This is a genomic window from Paenibacillus xanthanilyticus, assembly GCF_042682185.1.
Taxonomy (GTDB): Bacteria; Bacillota; Bacilli; order Paenibacillales; family Paenibacillaceae; genus Paenibacillus_Z; species Paenibacillus_Z xanthanilyticus.
The window spans coordinates 1,486,038-1,508,925 of sequence record NZ_JBHUHA010000002.1; the positions used below are offsets into that span (position 1 = coordinate 1,486,038).

Annotated in this window: 19 protein-coding genes; 6 read left to right on the plus strand and 13 right to left on the minus strand. The window is 56.3% G+C overall.

Features of this window, described 5'->3' with window-relative positions:
- Nucleotides 1-15 precede the first annotated feature (15 nt).
- The 6 genes from ACFSKT_RS23660 to ACFSKT_RS23685 form a co-directional block, all read right to left on the minus strand.
- Nucleotides 16-7,788, minus strand: coding sequence for an S-layer homology domain-containing protein (locus ACFSKT_RS23660; RefSeq protein WP_377717818.1), 7,773 nt, complete (start codon nt 7,786-7,788; stop codon nt 16-18).
- A gap of 365 nt (nt 7,789-8,153) precedes the next feature.
- The gene (locus ACFSKT_RS23665) at nt 8,154-9,269 is read right to left on the minus strand and encodes an acyltransferase family protein (RefSeq protein ID WP_377717819.1); all 1,116 of its coding nucleotides are present in this window, start codon (nt 9,267-9,269) and stop codon (nt 8,154-8,156) included.
- 185 nt (nt 9,270-9,454) lie between these two features.
- Nucleotides 9,455-10,249, minus strand: coding sequence for a stalk domain-containing protein (locus ACFSKT_RS23670; protein ID WP_377717888.1), 795 nt, complete (start codon nt 10,247-10,249; stop codon nt 9,455-9,457).
- A gap of 27 nt (nt 10,250-10,276) precedes the next feature.
- Nucleotides 10,277-10,618, minus strand: a complete 342-nt coding sequence (locus tag ACFSKT_RS23675) for a hypothetical protein (protein ID WP_377717820.1) — start codon at nt 10,616-10,618, stop codon at nt 10,277-10,279.
- A 90-nt stretch (nt 10,619-10,708) separates the two neighbouring features.
- Entirely contained in the window at nt 10,709-10,954 is a 246-nt protein-coding gene (locus ACFSKT_RS23680; protein WP_377717821.1) for a class I SAM-dependent methyltransferase, read from the minus strand.
- Nucleotides 10,955-10,981: 27 nt separating this feature from the next.
- The gene (locus tag ACFSKT_RS23685) at nt 10,982-11,479 is read right to left on the minus strand and encodes a hypothetical protein (protein ID WP_377717822.1); all 498 of its coding nucleotides are present in this window, start codon (nt 11,477-11,479) and stop codon (nt 10,982-10,984) included.
- A 211-nt stretch (nt 11,480-11,690) separates the two neighbouring features.
- On the opposite strand from ACFSKT_RS23685, the gene ACFSKT_RS23690 reads away from it, so the two are divergent.
- The 5 genes from ACFSKT_RS23690 (at nt 11,691) to ACFSKT_RS23710 (ending at nt 16,866) form a co-directional block, all read left to right on the plus strand.
- Nucleotides 11,691-12,392 carry a response regulator gene (locus ACFSKT_RS23690; RefSeq protein WP_377717823.1) on the plus strand — a complete coding sequence of 234 codons (702 nt, stop codon included), beginning with the start codon at nt 11,691-11,693 and terminating at the stop codon, nt 12,390-12,392.
- A gap of 11 nt (nt 12,393-12,403) precedes the next feature.
- The gene (locus ACFSKT_RS23695) at nt 12,404-13,519 is read left to right on the plus strand and encodes a sensor histidine kinase (protein ID WP_377717824.1); all 1,116 of its coding nucleotides are present in this window, start codon (nt 12,404-12,406) and stop codon (nt 13,517-13,519) included.
- 122 nt (nt 13,520-13,641) lie between these two features.
- The gene (locus tag ACFSKT_RS23700; protein ID WP_377717825.1) at nt 13,642-14,577 is read left to right on the plus strand and encodes an ABC transporter ATP-binding protein; all 936 of its coding nucleotides are present in this window, start codon (nt 13,642-13,644) and stop codon (nt 14,575-14,577) included.
- A 14-nt stretch (nt 14,578-14,591) separates the two neighbouring features.
- Entirely contained in the window at nt 14,592-15,716 is a 1,125-nt protein-coding gene (locus tag ACFSKT_RS23705) for an ABC transporter permease (protein ID WP_377717826.1), read from the plus strand.
- Between the two features lies 1 nt (nt 15,717).
- Nucleotides 15,718-16,866, plus strand: a complete 1,149-nt coding sequence (locus ACFSKT_RS23710; RefSeq protein ID WP_377717827.1) for an ABC transporter permease — start codon at nt 15,718-15,720, stop codon at nt 16,864-16,866.
- Between the two features lie 370 nt (nt 16,867-17,236).
- Here ACFSKT_RS23710 and ACFSKT_RS23715 read toward each other — a convergent pair whose 3' ends face one another.
- The 3 genes from ACFSKT_RS23715 to ACFSKT_RS23725 all read right to left on the minus strand — a co-directional run bounded on the left by ACFSKT_RS23715 (nt 17,237) and on the right by ACFSKT_RS23725 (nt 19,908).
- Entirely contained in the window at nt 17,237-17,977 is a 741-nt protein-coding gene (locus ACFSKT_RS23715) for a DUF4253 domain-containing protein (protein WP_377717828.1), read from the minus strand.
- Nucleotides 17,978-18,037: 60 nt separating this feature from the next.
- Nucleotides 18,038-18,535 (minus strand): ankyrin repeat domain-containing protein, encoded by a 498-nt coding sequence (locus tag ACFSKT_RS23720; protein WP_377717829.1) that lies wholly within the window; start codon nt 18,533-18,535, stop codon nt 18,038-18,040.
- Nucleotides 18,536-18,723: 188 nt separating this feature from the next.
- Nucleotides 18,724-19,908, minus strand: coding sequence for a styrene monooxygenase/indole monooxygenase family protein (locus ACFSKT_RS23725; protein ID WP_377717830.1), 1,185 nt, complete (start codon nt 19,906-19,908; stop codon nt 18,724-18,726).
- A 160-nt stretch (nt 19,909-20,068) separates the two neighbouring features.
- Here ACFSKT_RS23725 and ACFSKT_RS23730 point away from each other — a divergent pair, with 160 nt between their 5' ends.
- Nucleotides 20,069-20,617: a GrpB family protein gene (locus ACFSKT_RS23730; protein WP_377717831.1), complete on the plus strand. Its 549-nt coding sequence runs from the start codon at nt 20,069-20,071 to the stop codon at nt 20,615-20,617.
- A gap of 51 nt (nt 20,618-20,668) precedes the next feature.
- Here the strand turns inward: ACFSKT_RS23730 and ACFSKT_RS23735 are convergent, their stop codons facing one another.
- The 4 genes from ACFSKT_RS23735 to ACFSKT_RS23750 all read right to left on the minus strand — a co-directional run bounded on the left by ACFSKT_RS23735 (nt 20,669) and on the right by ACFSKT_RS23750 (nt 22,845).
- Nucleotides 20,669-21,586: an ABC transporter substrate-binding protein gene (locus ACFSKT_RS23735; protein WP_377717832.1), complete on the minus strand. Its 918-nt coding sequence runs from the start codon at nt 21,584-21,586 to the stop codon at nt 20,669-20,671.
- A gap of 249 nt (nt 21,587-21,835) precedes the next feature.
- Nucleotides 21,836-22,180, minus strand: coding sequence for a DUF1048 domain-containing protein (locus ACFSKT_RS23740; protein ID WP_377717833.1), 345 nt, complete (start codon nt 22,178-22,180; stop codon nt 21,836-21,838).
- Between the two features lie 9 nt (nt 22,181-22,189).
- Entirely contained in the window at nt 22,190-22,540 is a 351-nt protein-coding gene (locus ACFSKT_RS23745) for a DUF1048 domain-containing protein (RefSeq protein ID WP_377717834.1), read from the minus strand.
- On the minus strand, nt 22,537-22,845 hold the full coding sequence (locus tag ACFSKT_RS23750) for a PadR family transcriptional regulator (protein ID WP_377717889.1): 309 nt from the start codon (nt 22,843-22,845) through the stop codon (nt 22,537-22,539). Before ACFSKT_RS23750 ends, ACFSKT_RS23745 begins: the two co-directional genes overlap by 4 nt.
- Between the last annotated feature and the right edge of the window lie 43 nt (nt 22,846-22,888).

Here is a 22,888-nt window from a genome sequence, read left to right on the forward strand (position 1 = left end):
TCGGGCAGACTTTGTTTATTCGGAAATGGCGTCGCGCAGCTCGATAATGCGCCGGAGAAGCGCCGCGGCTTGCGCGCGGCTGGCGTCCCCGGACGCCTCGAAGCGGCCGGCATCCGACCCGCGCATGAGCCCGGCCCGGATGGCCGAAGCCACCTCGGCTCTTGCCCATCCGCCGATCGCGTCTCGGTCCGCGAACTTCCGCAGCAGCGCCGGTATTTCGGCGGCCGACGCCGAGTCAGCGCTCGGCGCGAGCTTGGCGTATGCCCGCCAAGCCATCGTCGCCATCTGTTCGCGCGTGATGGGATCGTTCGGGCGGAATTGGCCTGCGCCGTCGCCGGTGATCAAGCCCAGCGCGGCCGACTGACGCACCGCATCATAGAACCAGTCGCCCGGCAGCACATCGTCGAACGCCGCGCTTGCGGCATTCGGTGCCCCTTCGCCGACGGCGCGGGCGAGCAGCGCCGCGAATTCGGCGCGAGTCACGCTTCGGTTCGGTTGGTAGGCGTTGGCCGATACGCCCTGCACATACAGACGGGCCGACAGCCAGTCGATATCCGCCTTCGCCCAATGCTTGGCGATATCCGCGAACGGACTGGCATAGCCCGCAATCCCGTAGTATGCGGCGTCAACGGCTCCCGCGCCAAGCGGAGATGCCGACGAGCCAGAAGCCGCGGTGACGAAATGCCAATTGCGGCCGGCAGCGTCGTAGCGATACACGCCGAGCTCTCCGCCCTTGGCCGTTACATCCCATTGCGCGGCTATCGCATCCGGCAGCGTCGCTGCCAGCGGCTTTGCATTCGCCCCGTTCCCGGCGAATAACGCCATCCGGTATAATCCCGTTCGGGCGTCCAACCCGGCCGAAGCGGCGAATAGCTTTTCCAGCCACGCCTCTTCGTCAGCGGTCTTCGCCCGCGTAATCACCAGATGCACGTCTTGCGTCTTGTCGCCGATCCCCTGCCATCCATCCGCGCGGACGACGACGGACAGCGAATCGCCCTTCAGTCGCACCTTCGCATCGGCAGCGGCTAGCTCCGCGAAAGCTTCTGCCGGGATGACGATGTCATACGAATCGTACCCTGCCGGCGCCTTGACGTAGAGCTCGGCGCCGTCCATCTCCTCGAGCGCCGCATGCACCGCAGCGGTCTTCAGCGTCACGACCGCCTCTCTCCGGCCCTCCGCCTCGCGGCCGGTCACCTCGGCGCCGCGGCCGATGTCGGCCCGATCGTCTGCCGCCGATCCGCCGGAGCTATTCCCCGGATCAGCCCCTGGGCCATTAGGAATTGGTCCTGGTCCTGGCCCCGGTCCTGGCCCCGGTCCTGGCCCAGGATCAGCAACCCGAATGACCTTCAGCGTGTAAATCCGGGTCACATCCGGATGGTTCGCAGCTTCAACCTTCACCGGAATCAATCCGTCGCTCGGGATGCCGATCGCGCGGAATTCGCCGTCGGGTAGCGGCACGTCTCGCACCGTCAGCTTCCCGCCCGCTTGAGCCAGCGTCGCTTTGACCTCGATCGATGCCGTGCCGGAAGCGACTTTGACCGTGTAGTCGGTCTGATCGGCGGAGAACGGTTCGACGAGCGTTCCGCCTGCGACCTCCAGGCCGCGCAGCTTCGCATTCGCGCCGGACAGCGCAAGCGAGCCTTCCGTCGACGGATTACGATTCGCGTCGGCCACGGCGCCCGACGCGGCATGAACCCTGATCGCTTCCGCTTGGTTGAGCGGCCCGCCGAGCGTTAGAATCACGGCATGCGGCTGCCCGCTTCCCGCCGCCGATTCTACGACGGCCGACAACACCGTGCGGTTCGTCCCTTCCAAGGTAAACGCGGCCGGTTCGAGATTTATCTCTGCCGACAGCGCTTCGTCGAAGACGATGCGGATCGCCGCGCTGCCGCCTGCTATCGAGGCCGAGACCGGCTTCGGACCCGCTTCGTCGCGCAGCACGGCTTGGATCGTCCGCTCCGCGCCGACCGGCATCAACACGTCCGCATAACTGACGAACGAATCCGGTCGAATGGTGACGCTGTACTCGGCGCCAGCCTTCAAGCCTTCTCCGCTCGGCGTGAATCTCGCCTTGCGCGCCAGCGTCGCGCCGTCCGCCTCTTGCGGCTCCACATATGCGGCCGTACCTTCCACTTCGCCATCGGGACCGGTCACGACGATCTGATCGGCCGGGATGGCTTGCCCCGCCTTCATGTATTTGCTGAATGCGATGTCGATGTAGCCTCCGTCTTGATCTGCGATCGCCTGCACGTCGCTCGCGATCGGCGGCGCCATCGAGACGAGACCCGCATTAACGTCGAAGTGCGGAGGCGGCACCTGCAGCTCTTCGCTATAGGCCGGTTTATACCCCGGCTTCTCCCAGACGACCTTCCACAAGCCCTCGGGAACATCCCAGCCGTAACGGCCGTCGGCTCCGGTTAGCTGCGGATTGATCTGCCCGTAATCCGGCGCTTCGTTCCAGACTTTCCAGACGCCCGTCTTTGCGTCCTTGAAGAGCACGGTCGCCTTCACGTCCGCAAGACGGTTGGCGGGGACCGCTTCGTACACGTAGCCGCTCGGATCATAGATCCATTTCAGACGGGCAACGCGCTTCAGTCTTTTCTTGTAAATATTCTCTTCGTCGAGCTCGTCGAAATCGTCGCCCTCGCAGACAGCCGGATTCGTAGGTCCGGCCGTGGAGACCATCCCGATTTGCTCGTCGACGTAGCTGTCGATTTTGTTGGTTACATATTTGCCTGCGTACCCGGCCAGGAAGCCGGCCGGCCCTTCAAGCATCATCGCTCCCTGCCAAGCCCCGAGCGCGGTCTTGGCGATCTCGCCGCCGACCGTGGCGAGCAGCGCTTTGCCGGCCTGTGCGCCAGTCGCTTCGGCGTTCTCGGGACATAAGACCGAGGACTCGACATTCTCCATGATTTTCATGACCTTGCCCGCATAGCCTTTATAGCCCTCGTACTGCTCCTTGATGGCGGAGAGCGGCTCGGAAGCGCTCTTGGAAATCATCGTGTAATCGGTGGATACCTGGATCATGCCCTGCTGGTAAGGAGTCGTCTCGATGCCCATCTCCTCCAGAATCTCCAGCGGATCGACTTCGCCGTCGAACGCGGCCATCGTCCGTTTGCCCGTCTCTTTTGCCGTCTCAGGGAACAGATACCCCTTCGGCATATACCCCTTCATTTTCACCGCGATACGGTTATCCGTCTCCGTTACGTCGAAGCTGACGTTATACAGCGGGATGCCTTCCCTTTCCGCCTGGACGATCTCTTCGACAGTCGGCATATACGCGGTCGGAGATACATCGATCCGTTCGCTCGCCTCAACCCGAAGATCGGGCACATCCGGGAATTCGATAACCGCGCTTCCCTCGTAGACGTTGCCGTCAATGGCAAAAGGCTCTTTGTCCACGATCTTGAAATTGCGGAATTGAGGCGGCATCAGCGCGTCCGTCTCCGCCTTAGTCGGAATATCCTTCGTGATGACGGCTTTCGGTTTCACCGTGTCATAGTCGACATACAGACCGCCGAGCGTGCCCGTCGTGGTTGGGACAATCGCCCGAAAGAGACCGTCCGCATCCTTCTCCGCGGTCACCGGTTCGCCGATCTGGCCGCTCAGATAAACCTTCACGTTCGTGACGAACTCCGGCTTATCGAACTTCAGGGCAAACGAGAACGGGTTCCCCGGCACGACCGTATAAGGAATTTGCGCAATGCCGTTCGCGACCTGCAGCTGCACCCATCTGCCGTCCGGGTACTGGACCATTTCGATCTCCTGCAGCGTCGGCTCCGTCTGGCTGTAGGTGACAAGCGTACGTTCCGACCGCAGCTTTTGGCCTCCGTGATCCGCTTCAATCCATAGCATGTGCAGGTTTGAACCATCGGTATGGCCAAGTTCGATCTCGCTTTGCCACGTTCCCGCGCTCGTCGCGTCAACGCTTGCGAGAAGCATGCTCTCGTCGTAAATTTTGACCCGGCTGAACGCCGGCGCCAAGCCATTTACCTGCACCCTAGTCGACGAAACCGTGGCTGGCGCTTCAATGCTCAGCCGCTGCACGACGACCATGGCCGAGCCGATCGCCTCGTCGATCACTGTACCTTCCAATGTTCCAGTAATTCGGGCCGCCAGCTTGGCACGGCTCTGGCTGTAATCCGCCGCCAATTTAACTTGCAGAATGACGGTTCCGCCCCTATAGGGGGAAATCTCGCCCAGCGGGACTTCCAACGTGCTTCCATTCAGCGCGGCCGTGCCAGGCTCGCCGTTCACTTGGACGTGAAGCTTGCCGTCCGCCGCGGCAACCGGCAGCACGCCATTCGGCAGGCTTACGCGAAGCATGCCATCCGCAATCGCCGACTTCCCGCTGTTCCGATAGAATGCGCGCAGCTTCAGCGTCGAGCCCGCCGCGGCTTCGCCAGGCTCCGCGACGAAGCCGTTCAACGTCGCATTGGCGAAGATGGTTGCCGGCGCGAGCGTAAGTTTACCGACATCGATTATCTCGCGATCGCGGACGCTCGCCTGCGTGGAAGCCTTCCATACCGCGTTCGTATTCGAATCCCGCTGCGTAAGTTCGACCCGGTAATTGCCTTCCTTTGGCGCATGCACGAGGAAAGTGCCGCCGCGGAAGCTCTGGGAATCGACGAAGACCTGCTCTTTGCCCGTGACCTCGTATAAAGTCGCGTTCGTCCACTCGTTCAAGCCTGCGGCATAGCTCCCCCCCACGAACGCGCCTTGCTCTTCGGCCCGCAGCTCGGCGGTCGCATTCCCATTCTCATCCAGCACGACATGGGTACATGCGGTGAATGAGCGGGTCATTGCGCCGTCTACGCACACCTCGACGTTGTCACCGGGTTGGCCTTGGAAGTAAGTCGCATTATGATAAAAACTCCTGCGCCAACCGCTTTTCCCCTCCATGGTTGCGGAGAAGCGAAGCGTCTCCATATCGATCGGCCCCTGCCACTGGCCGCCGATTGGCTTGAGATAGACCTTCAGGAAGATCATGCCCGTCGGGAACGGGGCGACCGGGATGTCCAGCATCTTCGTCTCGTTCTTGACGACGATGGCCTTCAAGCCTTCTTCCGAATTATAGTTATATGAAGATTGCGAAGCCTGGATAGCCGCTTCTCCTGCGTACAGCGTCAGTTCGTAGGCGCCTTTAAGATCCGTATGCGCCTTCCGGACGACAGGCTCGCCTTTATGCACTTGAGTGACGGATACGAGCGCGTTCGGTACCGGATTGCCCTTGGGATCCAGCACTCTCCCCTTCAGCTTGCCCTCCGCCGTACGGTTCAGTGTAAGCGGAACGACCTGATCTCCCCCACGAATGGAGAAGATTACCGGCTCCATGTCGTCATAGACCGTATCCTGCAGATACGTCTTAACCATGTACTTGACGGAAGCGTCCTCCACCTCGATCATGTTGGTGCGTCCCTCGGCATCTGTCATGTCGGCCGAAAGGAACATCTCGCCGGATTCATCCCACAACTCTACGCGGATGTCGGGAACCGGCTTGCCGTCCTGATCGCGGGCTTCGAACTCGAAGCGCGCCGGCTGCGAGATCTTCACCGTCAGCTCGGCCGTTAAGCCAGCTTCTACTTGGGCAGCTGCTTGCCGCGCGAGCGGCTTGCCGTCCGCCGATATCAACGAGACGATATAATCTGTCGAAGCCGGAAGTCCTTCCAGCTTCATCGTTTCTCCGCTCTCCAGCCTCGTCGCCGCATGCCCGCCATCTGGACTGGATGCCGTCAAGTAAGCGCCAGCCAATTCCACCTGCCCGGGATTGTCGAAGGTCAGTTTCAAGTTGCCAGGAACATTCAGCGGCATGCCTAGCGCCGTCTTCTCGACTGGACCGCCGGCGGCCCCCGTCATAACCGCCTTCACCGATACGAGACGCGCGATCCCCTCTCGCACCTGGAACGAGGCCGAATAACGCCCCGCTTCATTCACGGATTCCGTGAACTCGACTGCCGCTTCCGCCAAGCGGACATCAGGCAGTCGCTTACCGGATTCGTCTAGCCAAGTCTCATAGGCGATCTTGGCGGATAGGGTTCGGCCAGTAAGCGCCCTTGCTTCAATCTTCATGGTACTGCCGATCTTCGGCAGTCGAGCAGGCGTCATACGATCGAACGTTAGCTCGAGCTCAAGCGTCCGGTCGTCTGCCGGCGTCGTCACGCGGGCGACTGGACCGCCTGCCGTCGCATGACCCTCCATGTTCACCGCTTCCACGCGGAAGGTATAAGCCGTAGCCGGCGTAAGTCCCTCGGCCGTGTGCGTCAATGTACCGCCGTCGACGGTTGCCATCCGCTCGTTATTCGCATAGATGCGGTACTCCGCGATTCCGCCAGCTGCGGAAGCCGGCGTCCAGGTCAGGACCGCGCGGTCCGGTCGGATCTCCGTCACGTCTAGCTTGCTGCCTTCCGGCCAAGTCGGCGTTCCGCCGTCAGGCTTATTCCGGGCGGCCACGAACAGCCCCGCAAGCGTCGTCTTCTCCCCCGTTTCGGGATCGTCGACGACATACCCCGCTGTGAATGCAGCGACATGCGCGCCGTCGCTAAGCGACAGATTCGTCAGCGGCTGCTTCAGCTCCCATTCAGGCGAGAGAACAGCGGGTTCTATCGTCACTCCCGTGTGAAGGTCGGCGATCAGCGCATAATCGGACTTCGTCTCCGGGGATTCGGTCAAGAACGTGACATAACGGCCATCTGCGGTTAAGCGCGCTTCATAACTCGCCTGCGGGAGTTCGGCACCGGCCGTGTCAAGCGATACACGCTGCAGCGCCGCATCCGTCGCGCGATAGACGTAAATATCCATCTCCTCGTTCGTATCTCCGCTAGCGAGCGGCTCATATGACTCGAACGCGACGACTGTGCCGTCAGCGCTGATCGAAGGTCTCCCGCTCGTGTTCCCGTTCAGGGACCCCGGGGCCGTCACGCTGACGAGCCGATTCGTTCCCGTCGTACGGTCATGGACGTAGACGTCTTTGCTGCCGTCATCATCGCCTTCAGCGAGCAAGTCGGAGTCCGATTCGAATGCGACGTACCGGCCATCCGCGCTAATCGACGGCAATTCGCTGTACCCATCCGCAATCTTCCCCGGCTCACCCGGAAGTTTAGCCGCGCTGATCATGACGTTAGTGCCGGTCTCCCGGTCGTAGACGAATATGTCACGATTGTCCGTGTCGCCTTCGGTAAGATCGGAGGCACTGGACTCATAGGCGATATAGCGGCCGTCCGCGCTAATCGACGGATTCTCGCTCATGCCATTCCCAGGCGAGGAACCGCCGAACTGTTTACTTATCAATCGCACGTTCTTGGTCGTCCGATCAAAGACATACACTTGTGTAGGCTCGATTCCCAACAAGCTCTCTTTGCCGCCAAACACAAACCAACGCGCATCTGGGGTCATCTCGAAATAGACGGCCTCCAGATTGCCAACGTTGGCCAGCACGGATTCCAACGTGCCGGTCTCTCTGTCGAACAGGTTCAGCTGCGAATGGAATTCGCCGCCGCCCAGCTTGTACTCGAGGAATGCGACGTATCGGCCGTCCGGCGTAACCTTGACATGACCGACAATATCGGACTCCGTGAAGTCGTACACCTTGACGAGGTGACTCCACATCGTCTCACCCTTTAGCGCCGGCGGCGCTACGCCGAGCGCGGGCATCACCGGCGGTAGGATCAAAGCTTCCTCCGCGGCTTGCGCCTGCCCCCGTCCTACGGGCATGATGCTCCCCAGCATCGCGGCGATCAACAGACAAGCGATCCACCGCAACCCGGGATTATAAGCTCTTTGCGATCTCATTCTCCATTTCCTCCAAATCACTCATTCCAGTGTCTTGCGTCCTACCGACAAGCCAAACTTGCATTTTTCCCCGATTTCGCCTTTACCGCCTCCATCGCCGTTTTTTGGGCAGCCCGAATAGGAATCCGCGTCTTCATGGATTCCTCGTCCCGCATATCCGGAGGCAGGGGCCAACCGCAGCCGTGCTTTGGCTAAGATACCGATTGGCCGGCAGTCTTCCGCGTGCTTCCTTCGTCATTTTAATCGGTTCCCTCGTCCGAGTCGACGGACGATGAGTATCATCTCGAGCGATTACACGCTGTCTCCGTAATCAAACACGAACGGCCTGCAACTCGAAAATAGGCGCGCCATGCAAACCGTCCCGTTCATAACATCCGCTTCGCTCCAGGCAGCCTTCGAATCAACGCCGCCAGCACGAAACAAACGAACACGCTTAGGGATGACACGATGACCCATTTTAATGCAGCAGGAAGCACGATGCCCTGGAACGCGATCGTCCAGCCCACGATAACCGGCGGATGGATCACATACACCGCATAAGCGTGATCCGCCCCAAAGCGCAGCAGGGCATTCGTCTGGCTCCATCTGATTCGGAACCAGCGAAGCAGCATGAGAATAAGGCCGAAGCCAACGAATGGCTCCCATAGGGCATACAAGAGCGCCTGCAGCTCCCATCCCCCTGCAAAATTCAGATTTCCCTCCAAGGCACCCGTCGCGATAAACGCCACCGGCAGCACCGGGATGGCGACAATGGCGATCCGCGACCACGTGCGGACAAGCGGATCCGGCAGCTGCTCCAGCCAATTGCCGCGATAAGCCCAAATCCCGGCCGCAAAACACAGAATATACGATGGAAAATAGCCGAGCTGAAGCTCCAACGGGCCTTCACCCGTTGGATAAACAAGCCGGACGAGGAAGGAAACAAGTCCTAATGCCGCCGCGATGCCGGCAAGACCCCACGCGCTTGGAATCGGCAGCGGGTAACGCAGCTTGCCAGGCAGCGGAGTCAAGCGTAAGAAGGCATAAAGGAATGCGAAGTAAATGGAAGCCTCCAGAAACCAGGCAGGACCGAAGAAGGTCTGATCGAAGCTCCACACGTAGCGGCTGTAATAGGTCCCTACCGGCATGTCATCACGCAGATGCGCATACCAATGCGTAAGCGGACCGATCAAGAAATAGTAGGCTGCCAGCGGCAAACCTAACCGAATCATGCGGTCCTTCAGGAATTTGGCCGCCCCTTTGCGGTCATAGGAGGAAGGTATGAAATACGCCGATAAGAAGAAAAACAACCCCATGAAGAAGGCCTGGCATACCGCCGTGAAAATCGTCAGCAAAATCATGGTTAGATTCAGCTCGCTCTTATCTACGTCCTCGAGTATCCAGTCTCCGGCCCCGCCATAGGCGATGGAGGTGTGAAAAACGATGACCAGTACCGTAAGCGCGGTCCGCAGATGATCCAGTTCATACATACGCTGCTTCAAGATTAGTGCCCACCCTGTCTACAATATTAGGTCCACAGAATTACCCAAGGATGATGTATTCGGCAGCCTTCTGGGAATTCCTCCCTGGCTTTCGAACCATGCAGGACCATGTGGGTTTCGACAGACTGCTGCGGCTGATATTGTTGTTTCGTCATGTGGGCAGGCGGAAGAATCTCTTCATCGTCTTAATCGATGGAAGCGAGCTTCCACTCCCCTTCCTGATCCTTCATATAGTAGAACGCCAACTGCCTTTCGTTCACTTCACCGTCGCTATGTTTCACTTTACCCTGAATCGAAACTTGGATCCTTCCACTTGCGTCATCCATAACCGTGCTTATGTCTTCGAATCGGTATTCATTCTCGAGTAAGTACAAGAATGCGCTAGGTGTCGTCTCTTGTATAAACGCAGCTTTGAAAGCGGCTTGGTTCTGATTCGCCATCGCTTCGAGGACATGCTGGAGGTTCTCTTGGATAGCGTCATGAAGCAGCGGGGCCTGTACAGATTCCCAGTCAATGAAGACACCAGGCGAGAAAGCTTCTTCTTGTTGTTCAGGTGCCGGACTGTTAATCGTGACTGCAGCTCGTTCGGCTTGGTAGTTCACTTGGAAGCCAAAGGCTTCGCTAATAAATCGCAGCGGCACGAATACGCGGCCCTTCACAACGAAAAGAGGCGTATCAAGGTTCACTTCATGGCCATTTATGTGCGCTCTATTTTCGTTAAGACGAAGCACGACCGATTTTCCGTCTCTGTTTAGGACGGTCGCAATCTTATCTCGTTCTCCCCACAGAAATTCAAGCTGGAGGGAAGCAAGCGCGCGAATCGGAACAAACACGCGCCCCTTCTGAAGGACGGGCTCTACATCCGACTGGACGACCTTACCGTTAATTATCGTCGTTATGCCTTTTCCGGTGGCCTCGGCAACAGCAGAAGCTGCGGCAGCCGAGCTTAGCAGCATGCAAATGACAAGCATGATCCCCATCTTTTTCACAGCCACACCCTCCTTGGTTTAAGGTTTAACCGCTTTCCAAATAAATTTGTGCTCCTTAATCCCGAGTCTTCCTCCAATGCGATGTTCACGAATCTTTATATCAAGCTCGTTTTTAAGTTCGGGTAATGTGTAATCGGGATTACCGGGCACATCCGATAAGAACTTGGCAAACTCCAGCTCATTAGGAAAGTAAGTAATGGCTTCGTTGAACGCCTCAATGGCGATGTCCTTAAATCCGTTGGCCAATAAGCGTTCTTTTGCCACATCGATGCTCGTGTGAATGCCGAAAATGACGCCGCCTGAAGATAAGAGACGACTGTGATTCAGGATGGAAGTCGGCCCTCTGCGGTCATAGATCAAGTCGAATGCCCCATCTTCAAAAGGCATGTGGTGTTTGGTCGAAGCATAGATGAACTGGACATTGGAGATCTGGCTGGTACTTAATAATGTCTATGCGATTTTGATCAATTCCTTGGAATTATCGAACCCGATGATGCTGCGGGCATACTTCGCCATCTTCAACGTGAATTCGCCGTGGCCGCACCCCGCGTCCATCACGGATTGGAAGCGAGGCAGCATCTGAATTAATCGTTCTTCAAACCGATCTTCTGCCGATCTGCCCTCAACGGTGTACACCGCTCTGCTTCTATACCCGCCATTTCTTCTTGCGATCATATCGTACCACTCGATTCCCATGCATGACCTCCAATGAATCCCTATATTTTACAATGATAATTCGAAATTCATTTTCCCGTCTCTATACTTCGCATAGGGGTCGTCTTGTTCGCCGATTACTAATTTCCCCTCATGCATTTCGGCCGCTTCATGCCATTCGAATCGTTGCCCGTTCTGCTCGACTTCAAGTTGGATATGATGCCAAAACGAATGTCCGTCTTCATACTCGACATCTGTAATTTCAAACCCCTTTAACGTATAACTTTGCTCCTTCAAGACCTTTATTTTCTTGAAGTAGAACGCCTTAGATTCTTTATGAGATAGCGTAGTTCCTTCCGTAAAATGACCATCTCCAGTCCGGGCATCATAATCATAGAGCAGCAGCTGTTCAAACGCCTTTTCATATTCTTCCGCTGCAATCGCTTGATAATAGGCTTTGATCAACCGCTCCGCTTTCTGTTCTTCGATGAAATTGACACTGCATCCTGTACCCATGGAACTTAATGAAAAAACCAAAATCAACACCATTAGAAATGATTTCTTCATGATTTCCCCCTCTAGAACGCCATTGCCCCAGCCTAATTTCACCTTCCTATAAATGGAACGAAAATACAGCCTACATAGTTGCGTTAAACGAGAGGATCAGCCGCGAGGGCTCGATCTTCTTCGGCTTATCGATTGTCGGACCACGCGGGATTGGTATATTCTTGTAGTAATGTATACGTGCGTAAGCGAGACTATGAGGAGGCCCTATCGATTGAAAATAAAAGTGCTGATCGCGGACGATAATTCGTTTATCCGTGAAGGAATGAAGATCATTCTGACGACGTTCGAGGAATTCGAGGTGGTCGCCACCGTCGGCGACGGAGCGGAGGCGGTCGATTATTGCCGCTCGCACGACGTGGACGTCGCCCTTCTCGACGTGCGAATGCCGAACATGAACGGCGTCGAGGCAACCCGTCTCCTGACCGAGCAGACGAAGGCCAAGCCGCTCATCCTTACGACGTTTGACGACGACGAGTATATTCTGGAGGCGGTGCGTTCGGGCGCCAGAGGCTACCTCCTCAAGAACAACGATCCCGAGCGAATCCGGGACGCCATCAAGAGCGTGTACCACGACCATCATGTTCTTCAGGACGTCGTCCTGGAGAAAATCAAATCCAATTTGTTGACGCCGCATAAGGGTTATGCCGCCGCATCCGAGCCGGTTCAACCCGCCCCCGTCACCTCCTCCGGCTCGGATCGGATTGACCGCAGCCTGTTCACGGAACGGGAGCTCGACATCATGGCGCAGATCGCGAAAGGACTCTCGAACAAAGAGATCTCGAAGAAGCTGTTCATCTCCGAGGGCACGACCGCCAATTACATCACGTCGATCCTGAACAAAACGGGACTTGCGCACAGGACGCAGATCGCCATCTATTATTTGACGGGTGAAATCATGCCATCGGAAGATTAGGGAGTCGCGACATGGAATTGTGGATCATGAGCAACAAGGCTGTACTGCTTGTCTACGTCATCTTCGTCTCTTATTCGGTCATGCGCGGAGCATCTCCTTGGGAGATGCTCGCCTACTTGTCCTACTTATGCGTGAATACGGCCATTCCCCTTCTAAGAAGGCAGCGACGGCTGCAGCTGCTCGGCTCGGTCGCTTCGGGCGTACTGGCTGCGCTGTTCGCCTTGCGTCTGAATCCGGTTTTCATCCTGCTGCTGCCCGTTAATCTCTATGAGATCGTGCTGCTGTCGGGAGGGCGGAATCGCTTCGCCCTGCTGCTTGGACTCCTGCCGTTGTTCTTCATTCCGGTCAATGACATCCCGATCTATCTTCTGGCAGCCTCATTAAGCCTTCTTCTCTACTATGGCATGCGGGTTCATACGGAGAAGCTCAAGAAGATCGGCGAGGAGAAGGAGACGCTTCGCCTCGATCTGCAGCGTCTGAAGCAATCCCTTAGCATGAACGAGGCCTATATTCGCCAATCCGCGTACGCCATCAAGCTGGAGGAGCGCAATCGGCTGTCGCAGCAGATTCACGATGAAGTCGGCCACGCGATGGCCGGGGCGCTCATCCAGATGGAAGCGTCCCGGCGTCTGCTTGACTCGAATCCGGATAAGGCGTCCGAGCTGCTCGGCAACGCGATCGCCATCTCCAAGGAGGGGCTGGAGCAGATCCGCTTGACGCTCAAAGATATGAAGCCCCGGTCGGAGGAGCTCGGCATCCACCGGCTCCGGCTGTTCGCGGACGAGTTGTCCGCCAATCACGCGCTGAACGCGACGCTTACGCATGCGGGAGATCTGGATGTCATCACGCCTCTTCAATGGAAGATCATCCATGCGAACGCGACGGAGGCGGTCACCAATTCGCTGAAGTACGGAGAGGCGACCGCCATCGAGTTCGAGATTCGCGTGCTGAACCGGATGATCCAGTCTATCGTCGCCGACAACGGCAGAGGCGCGAACAAAATCGTCAAAGGGCTGGGCATCGTCGGCATGGAGGAGCGAGCCGCGTCCGCGGGGGGAACCGTCATCGTCGACGGGGCGAAGGGATTCCGCGTGACTACTCTCCTGCCCTTCCAGAAGGGCGGATGAAGAACTCACCCTGCGATCATGACATTTCTCATAGGCAAAGGATGAACTTATGCACTGACATGAGGTCATCCTTTTTTATTAGAATAAAGCCATAACGATGAACGGGAACGGAGTGATAACGGATGAACGTATTGGAAATCCGCGACCTGACCAAAACTTTCGGCGATTTCATCGCCGTCGATAACATGAATCTCAGCGTCCGTGAAGGCGAGATCTTCGGCTTCCTCGGCGCGAACGGCGCGGGCAAAAGCACGACGATCAACATGATCTCCTCGCTGCTGCGGATCACGAAGGGAGAGATTCAGGTTCTCGGCCGAGACATTGTGAAGGAGAACAAGTTCGTCAAGATGAACATCGGCATCGTACCGCAGGACCTCGCGATCTACGAAGAGATGACCGCCTACGAGAACGTGAGCTTCTTCGCCGGACTGTACGGGCTTCGCGGCTCGCTGCTGAAGGAACGCACGGCGGAGGCGCTGGAGTTCGTCGGTCTCGGCGATAAGCACAAAGCGCTGCCGAAGAGTTTCTCCGGGGGCATGAAGCGGCGCCTCAACATCGCCTGCGCCATCGCGCACCGCCCGAAGCTGATTATTATGGACGAACCGACCGTTGGCATCGACCCTCAGTCGCGCAACTACATTCTGAACTCGGTCAAGAAGCTGAATCAGATGGGCTGCTCGGTCATCTATACGAGCCACTATATGGAAGAGGTCGAAGAGATCTGCACCCGAATCGCGATCGTCGACCATGGCAAGATCATCGCGGAGGGTACGAAGGAGCAGCTCAAGTCGATCATTACCGATACGAAGGAGACGTGGATCGGCTTGAAGAACGCCGACCGGCTGGACCTCGACGCGCTGAAGCGAATCTCCGGCGTCAATTCCGTTCGGTTGGAAGAACAGATGGTCAAGATCGTGTCGAGAAGCGAGATCAACAATCTCAATTGGGTCATCCAACAGCTGATTCGCGATCAAGTCGAGATTAGCTCGGTCGAAGAGCAAGCGCCTAATCTGGAGACGGTATTCCTTACCTTAACCGGACGGAACCTGCGCGACTAAGGAGGTCGAAGAACGTGAACGTGCTCAACATAGCGTTATTCGAGATGAAGAAGGACTTGCGGGATCGGCGCACCCTGCTCTTTATGCTTGCTTTCCCGATCGTGCTTATTCTGATCCTCGGGACGGCGCTCACGAACGCCTTCCACAGCGGTATCGAAGTCGGCGATATGAAGCTGCTTGTGAACAATTCCGCCCAGAGTCAGCAGCTGCAAGACTATTGGAACCGCTTCGCGCAAGGGATCGGCCAAGAAGGCGTCGAGCTGACGCCCGCCGCAAGCGGCATCGACGGCAAGGAAGCCGTTGCGGAAAATCAATTTACGGCGTACGCGGAGATTGACGACAATGGCATTCGCTTCTACGGAAGCAGCCGCGATACGATCGCGAGCAATATCCTCCAAGGCATGCTAACCTCGTTCGCCGACAAGTACAGCTTTGCCGCGGCAGCCGTCAAGCACAATCCCGAATCGGCGCATGCCATCATTGAGGGTTCCATGACGGCCGGTTCGTACGTCCAGGAGTCCTCGATCGATCCAGACCGCAAGCCGGACTCCATCGATTATTACGCGATCGCGGAATCGACGATGATCGCTTTCTATGCCTGTATGTCGGCGAGCTGGCTTATTCGCGGCGAAGTGAAGCGAAAGACGGCGCTCCGGCTGGCCGCCGCCCCCGTCTTCAAGCTCGAGATTTTCGCGGGCAAGGTCATCGCGAGCACCATCATCAACTTCCTGTGCATTCTCGCGGTCGTCCTGTTCAGCAAGTACGCGTTCAACGCCAACTGGGGCGATCACCTCGGCCACGTGTTCCTCCTGCTGTTCACCGAAGTGCTGCTGGCGGTCAGCTTCGGCCTTGGCGTCGCCTTCCTGTTCAAAGACGATGCGGTGAACGCCGTCATGATGATCTTCGTGCAAGTGGCATCCATGGTCGGCGGCGCCTATTTCCCCGTCGACGAGGCATCCGGCGTCTTCGGCGGAATCGCGAATTTGTCGCCTCTTCGCTGGGCGAATGAAGCGTTGATGAACTTGATCTATAACGACGACTTGCAAGCCGTGTTTCCGGTCATCGCGCTGAATACCGCGATCGCGGCGGCGTTCCTCGCATTCGTCGCCATTACGATGCGCAAACGGGAGGCGTTCTGATATGAACAACATGCTTTGGATTGCGCGCAGGCTGGTCCGCTCGACCTTCCGCAAGCGATCGAGCTGGATCGTCTATTTCGGATTGCCGATCGCCGCCGTCCTGCTCTCCATGCTGATCTACGGAAGCGCGAGCGGCGGCAGCCTGCGCGTCGGCGTCCTCAACCAAGACGGCGACAAGACGTTGACGCAAGATGCGATTCAATTCGTCGAAGGGTTGAATAACGTGAAGATCGCGATGACGGACGAAGCCTCCATGAACAAGGACATCGCTTCCGGCAAGCTGGATAGCGGCCTTATCTTCGAGGACGGATTCGCAGACAGCGTCCGGGACGGTCAGCCGGCCCATCTGCGCCTCGTCTCCGCCAAAGGCGCGGAGGTGACCGCTTACGTGAAAGCGCTGCTTGACGGTTACCTCGTGAACGTCGCCGCGATCGGCCAAGCAACGAAGAGCGACCCGGATGCGTTCGACGCCATCTATGCGGATTACCGAACGTCCAGCTTCAAGCTCGACGCCGAGTCGCTTCAAGATACGGCGAAGTATAAGGATATGACGTACCAAACGATCGGCTTCCTGCTCATGTTCCTCCTCACCTCCGCGGTCAACATGTCCGGCCTCATTCTGAAGGAGAGGGAAGATCGCACCTTCCTCCGGCTGCTCTCGTCGCCGCTGTCGGCCCGGGCATTCGTGCTCGCGAACGTGCTGGTTACCTTCCTCATCCAGGTGCTGCAGATCGTCATTACGCTGCTGGTCTTGAAATACGCCTTCGGCATCGATTCCGGCGTTCCGTTCGGAGATCTGCTCGGCACGCTCCTCCTGTTCTCGCTCGTCGCCATCGGGCTCGCCCTGCTGCTCACCGCGTTCTCGAAGAACAGCCGTGGCGCCTCTGCGCTGCAGACGCTGATCATTACGCCGACCTGCCTGCTTGCCGGCTGCTTCTTCCCACCCGAGATTATGCCGGATACGGTGAAGAAAATCTCGAGCTTTCTCCCGCAGCACTGGCTGCTCGACACGCTCACGAAGCTGCAGGATGGTCAAGCGCTTGGAAGCCTCGGACTCAACTTGGCCATTCTCGTCGCCTTCGCCGCCGTGTTCACGCTCGTCGCCATCTATCGCTTCAATCGCAACAACGATGTAAAGCAGTTTATCTAGGCCTGCCGAGGGGTGTCCCAGAAGACATCGATTTGATGACGCAAGGCCGCCCCTATTTTTTAATGTAATGCTTTGGTTACCGCATCCACTGCGGGGTCGCATGTTCTTCCGATCGCTGTTGTTCCCGGATTCCTTGAATGTAATGGGCTAAGGTAGGCTCCGCTCACAAAGGCGAACGCTATCGCTTCTCCAGAATCATGCCCCCTCTCCGTTTGGGTAACCCATCTCGAAATTTCAAAACCATGAAGAAGCCTGCCCTTGTTAGAATGGAAGTACCACCCAAGTATAAAGCGGCAGTGGGCAATAAACGGCAAATGGCGATATAGGGATAAGGCCCTTTATCGCCATTTTTTTACTATTAGGGACCGAATTAATCCCACCAAAAATACCAGTACGGCGAATCCAGCAGCGAACCTGCCAGCGCATTAACCGATCCCACGCCTTGCCAAACGATGTCGCCGCAAAAGCCAAACTGCTCCAACGCGAGATGCGCTGCTTCTTCCTGTGTCCTGGGCGGGTTCTCGACAACCAGCTCCCATACATCGGAAGTGACTAATCCTGGCCGGGCCCCGTATTTCTCATACCAGTATTTGAACACGGCCACTTGCTCCTCCGGCATCGGACAAGCATTGAACCCGCCCATCGGTACCCAAGCGGCCGCTTCCCAAGGGTTGCGCGTCGGAATTTTGGCAAGCAGGATGTCCTGATGGAGCACCTGGGGAATGGAGACAAAATGATGCAACGCTGCCTCCTCGACCGCAAACTCGCCCATGATATCCAGCTCTTCCTCTTCCTCCTCGGGCATAGACTCCGATACGAGTTTCTTTAATAAGGCGACGGCATCCAGCTCATTCGCTCGGGCAAGGATGGCTTCTCGATCATGCTCATTCGACATCATCACGACGTGGTCAACGATCGTATCCGAAGGGACGATAATAAGCGGGGTAAATCCTTCTCTTTCTCCCTCCGCCAAAGCTTGGCGGTATTGGGTCATCACGCCCTGCGCATCGTGCTCGCGAATGATCTGGCACTCGCAGCCTAATTTGGCGATGATCGCGTGCAGCGGATCATGCGCGTCCGGTTTGTTCTTGAACCGATCAAATATTCCCATGCCCTCAACCCTTCCCTCCTAAAAGTACGGCTGCCGGCGTGACTGCCGGCATTCGTCATCTTACCGGGAACGCTCCAATACCGCCGCGACGCGGAGATTTCCTCTGGCCTTCGCAAGCGAAACGGCGTCCTCGCCGCCTTCTATGCTCGCCCCCGCATCCGCACCGTGCTCCATCAGCAATTGGACCAGCTCCGCATTGTCATCATGGAAGGCCGCCGTATGCAAGCTCGTATGTCCGTTGCTATCGAAAATGTTCGGGTTGGCGTTGTTCGCGAGCAGCACGCGGATGACGTCCATATCCCGTTCGCCGGCAATCGCCGCATGGAGCGCGGTATTCGAGGGGATATACGGAATTCTCGAATGAGAGACCGCGTTAACCTCGGCGCCATGCGCCAGCAGCGCCTTCACGGCCTCCGCCTGCCCATAGTGCGCGGCGAATCCCAATGGCGTCAGGCCGTGTTCATTTTTCGCGTTGGCAAGCGCGGGGTTTTGCTCCAACAACAGCTGTAATTGCTCGCGATCGCCCGTACGGGCCGCTTCAAAAATGTCATGGATCACGTTTGCTCCACCTTTCGTTGACCGTTGGATTGTATGATTCCAGTAATCGATATAGTTCTACATTCTACCAATACTTTCCTTTCAGCTGGAGGAAAAGCCGGACGCCTCAATTGGGCTGTCCGGCTCGTGGTTGCAGCTGTGAATGCGATTCGAAGCCGCGTCCGACCAGAAGTCACGCGCAAAAGGGTTCAATCCGTTCTTGCAGCCGATTGAAAAAATGCCTCGTAAGCGCGCGGAGGATGCTCGAACCAATGCGCGATTCGATCCGCCGTCTCCTGGTCTCCGGCTGCCTGCATCAACAGCTGGGCAATATGCTCCGGCAAGGGGCCCGTCATCGCATTCGTCCATTCCGTCACCGCCGTCACGTAGGGGTGGGTACGCTTCCAATAAGCGATGCCAACTTGTTCATCCCATGAGGTCTCCTTATGGTCCATTAGGGTGGCGACCAGCTGCTCCGCGCAATAAGAGGCGGTATTACACCCCTGACCCGTTATCGGGTCCGCCAGCACGGCACTATCTCCGCACCCTAGAATGAGCTTGTCGCCGTGCATCACATAGGGTCTGCGGACAACGGGCGTTATCGCCGTCTGGAGATAGGCATGATGATCCACCAGCGCAAAATGCTCTGCATCGACACGCCCCTGAATTGCAGGAAAATGCAGCTGCACGGTTGCCTTCATCCGTTCCTCGAATTCCGCAGCGGACTTGACCCCTTTAAAAGCGTCCAACGGCCCTTCAGGCACCGCTTCAATGAACAAAATGGTAACCGGGCCTTTATCCGTGAAAGCCGGAATTTCGAACATTTCACCGGCACCGGGCAGAACGGTAATCGAAACCCCTGCCGGACTAACGGGAGACACGCCGGTAAAATAGCCGACGCTACACTTCCGCTGCGGCGTCTGGAACGGCGTGAGCGCTTGTTCAACGGGAAAGGGAAACAACGGACCCGACTTGCCCGTCGCGTCGATGACAAGATCGTAGTTGTCGGCTAATGCTCCGATGTCGCTCGGCATCACGCGGTCTTTGCGCAACCTTACGCCCTGCTCCATCAGATCGGATGTTCCCGCCGCGAAAGCAAGACGCTGGTCGACGGACTTGGCGGGGCCGGCGAGTCTGCCCACGAATAGCTTCTGCGCGCCCATGCTGAAATGGATCGTTTGGATCGGCGGCGCTTCCTCCGCGGCAGGCATTCCCGCTCGCTGTCCCCGCTCCACCGCAGGATGAAAATGAACCTGCGTCGACCGTATACGTCCTTGGCGAATGTCCGCCGGGTCCTCGTAATGATGCATCGTTACGTCAAATTCGTCCTTCAAGGCGTAAGCCAGCTGCAATCCCGCAACGCCATTGCCGATAATGCCAATCCTCTTCTTCATTCTCTCACCTCGCCTAGTATATCTTCATCAGACTATGCGCCGGCCCGGAAACTAAGTCGTCGGTTCATCTCCTTTTGCAATTATTGACCCGATATAAATAAAATGGTAATTTCTTATAGCCTCTTTTGCAATCCATAAAATTGGAAAGGAAGATGATTAAATGTCTGCGCAAAATCAATATACCGTCAAAGTAGTACCTTACAACGTGGATTGGCCTCTGGAATTTGAAAAAGAGAAGCAGCGATTGCTTGATATTCTAGGCGCGCACATCGTCACCATTGAACATACCGGCAGTACCTCTATCCCTAACCAAGAAGCCAAACCTATTATCGATATGTACGCTGGCGTTCAAGCATTGCTGCAAGCAGAGGACTATGCAGGCAGGCTTAGCTCGTTGGATTACTTCTATGTTGAAGCCGGCATGACCGGGCGGCATTTATTCGCCAAAGCCGTTGCCGGTGAGCGCACGCATCATTTGCATCTTCTGCCGATCGAGGGATTTTACGAGAGAAAAGAACTTCTATTTCGCGATTACCTCCGTCAACATCCTGAGCTGGTGAAGGAATACGGGGAACTTAAACATGCGCTGGCCCAACAATACCATGCCGACCCTGATGGCTATACGCGAGCAAAAACAGCCTTTATTCAACGCGTGGATGACTTGGCTCGAATCGAGCGCGGACTCCCGCTGCAAAATGTATGGGAATGAAATCGTCAAGAAAAACGGCAGCCTTCCGGCTGCCGTTTCCTATTTTCAGGGTTAGTTGCCTAAAAAGGCTTTCTTGAAAATGTCCAGCTGCATGTCCAACGTTACGGGATCGGTGTAGGAGGAGCTTCTTCCGTCAAGCTCGAATACGCGATTGTTTTGTACGGCGGGAATATTCTTGTACGTCTCGGTCTCTTGGAAGGCATGGTCCGCGGTCGAGTATTTGCTGAGAACGATAAAATCCCCGGCATACTCCGGAAGCACTTCTGCCGATATGGTATTGTAGCCCGTTTCCGAAATGAATTGCTTGAGTTTCTCGGGCATCTTCAACTTCATCTCCTGGTACAAGATTTCCGTGCCGCGGCCAAAATGATCGCCGAATGCAAAGATTTCCTTTTCATAGGTTTCAAATACAGAGACGGTCGCATCCTCGCCAACCTTAGCGCGAACATCCTCCCCGATCGCTTGTGCGCGTTTTTTAAAATCATCGATCCACGCTTTCGCCTCTTTTTCTTTATTTAAGAGCTTGCCGATCTCCAGGTGTTGGGTTAAATAATCCAATTTCCCCCATGTGTAGGTGACTGTAGGCGCAATTTCGCTTAATTTATCGATATTTTTAATCGAGTTTAATCCAATAATGAGATCCGGTTTCAAGTCTATGATGGTTTCCAGATTCTCGGCGGATACCTCTTGGACGTCTTTTAACTGTTCTTCGAACGTGGGGTTGGCCTTCGACCATGAATCTACGCCAACGACATTCACCCCTAAGCTAAGGACATCGCCGGGAAAGCCGGAGAGGGCAATGACGCGCTGCGGATTAGCGGGAACTTCAATGGGCCCGGTCTCGGACTGGTAGGTCATCGTCGCCGACTGGACCTCGTCTGGCGCTGAATTGGTGTTGTTGTTGCTGCCGCAAGCGGAGAGGATAAGGACAAAAGCAAGCATACAGGGGAAGTAAAATCGTCTCTTCATCGAATATTGGCTCCTTAGTATTTATTGATAATGATAATCGTTATCACTAATTAAAAAATATAGTGGAAGATTTTGCATCTGTCAACGTTTATCTGTTTCATCCAAGACAGCCCACGCTCAAGCGAATTGGTCCGCTCAGCCTTCCCCATCTGGATAGCGCTCGGCAAGATGATTCCCCTTCACGCCAAATAGCCGCCAGCCCCACCTGCAGTGGTCGGTCCGGCGGCTATTTGACACCCGTTCTCCTCCTTACTTTTTTTTATCCTTTTTCATGGTCTTGTTCGCTTCTTGTTCAACCGCTTCTTGAATGAGGTCCGCGTACGTCTTGGAATCTTTGATGAGCTCGTCGCAGAAAGCCGCTACGTCTTTGCCCGTCACGTCGAGCACGCCTTTCCCCGAGGCCGCGCCCTCTTCGAATAGATCGACGATCCCCGAGAGCAATCCCGTCCCTTCGGTGAGCTCGACGGGGCCGACCTTAAAGAAATATTTCTGTATCTCTTTATATACGATCTGGTAATCCTGCGGGAGCGCTTTGACGCGAGCCGCATGCGCGCGCCACTCTTTTTTGCCTTGGATGATATCGTGAATTCTCATGTTATCCTCCTATTTTTTGCCTAGTTTTTTGGCGATGCTGTGGTTGAGCTGCTCGCGCCATTTGTCGCGATACGACTTCGCCCCTTCTTCGCCGGCCAGCGCCGAGCAGAAGCCTTTGATATCGTCGCCCAACACCTCGCGGACATGCTGGCCCTCCGCAGCTGTTTCCTCGAACAGGCCAAGCACGCCGTCCACAATCGGCATGAGGTTGCGGCCGGTGAAATCGGCGTGCGTCCACAGATTGGCATTGATTTGATTCCAGGCCGCTTGATAATCAGCCGGCAGCTTTTGGACACGCGCTTCAAACGATTTCATCTGCTTCGTCATGTCGCTGCCGGTGATTTTTTCCCAAAAATTCATGATTTCATCTCCTTTAACTCGTTTATTTTAGAGGATATGAACGCCCATTTTTCCCAGAACCGCTGCAGCTCCTCGCGCCCTGCGTCGTTAAGCGTGAAGAATTTTCGCGGCGGTCCCATGTCGGAGGGTTTCTTGTTGACTTCCACCAACTTGCTCTTTTCCAGCCGAACCAGAATGGTGTACACCGTTCCCTCCACGACATCCTTGAAGCCAAGGGCATTCAGCCGCCGCGTAATTTCGTAGCCGTAGGTTTCGTTGCGGCTAATGATTTCAAGGACGCAGCCCTCCAGCACCCCTTTGAGCATTTCCGTTAAGTTTTCCAGCGCAATCACCCTTCGCTATTCTGTA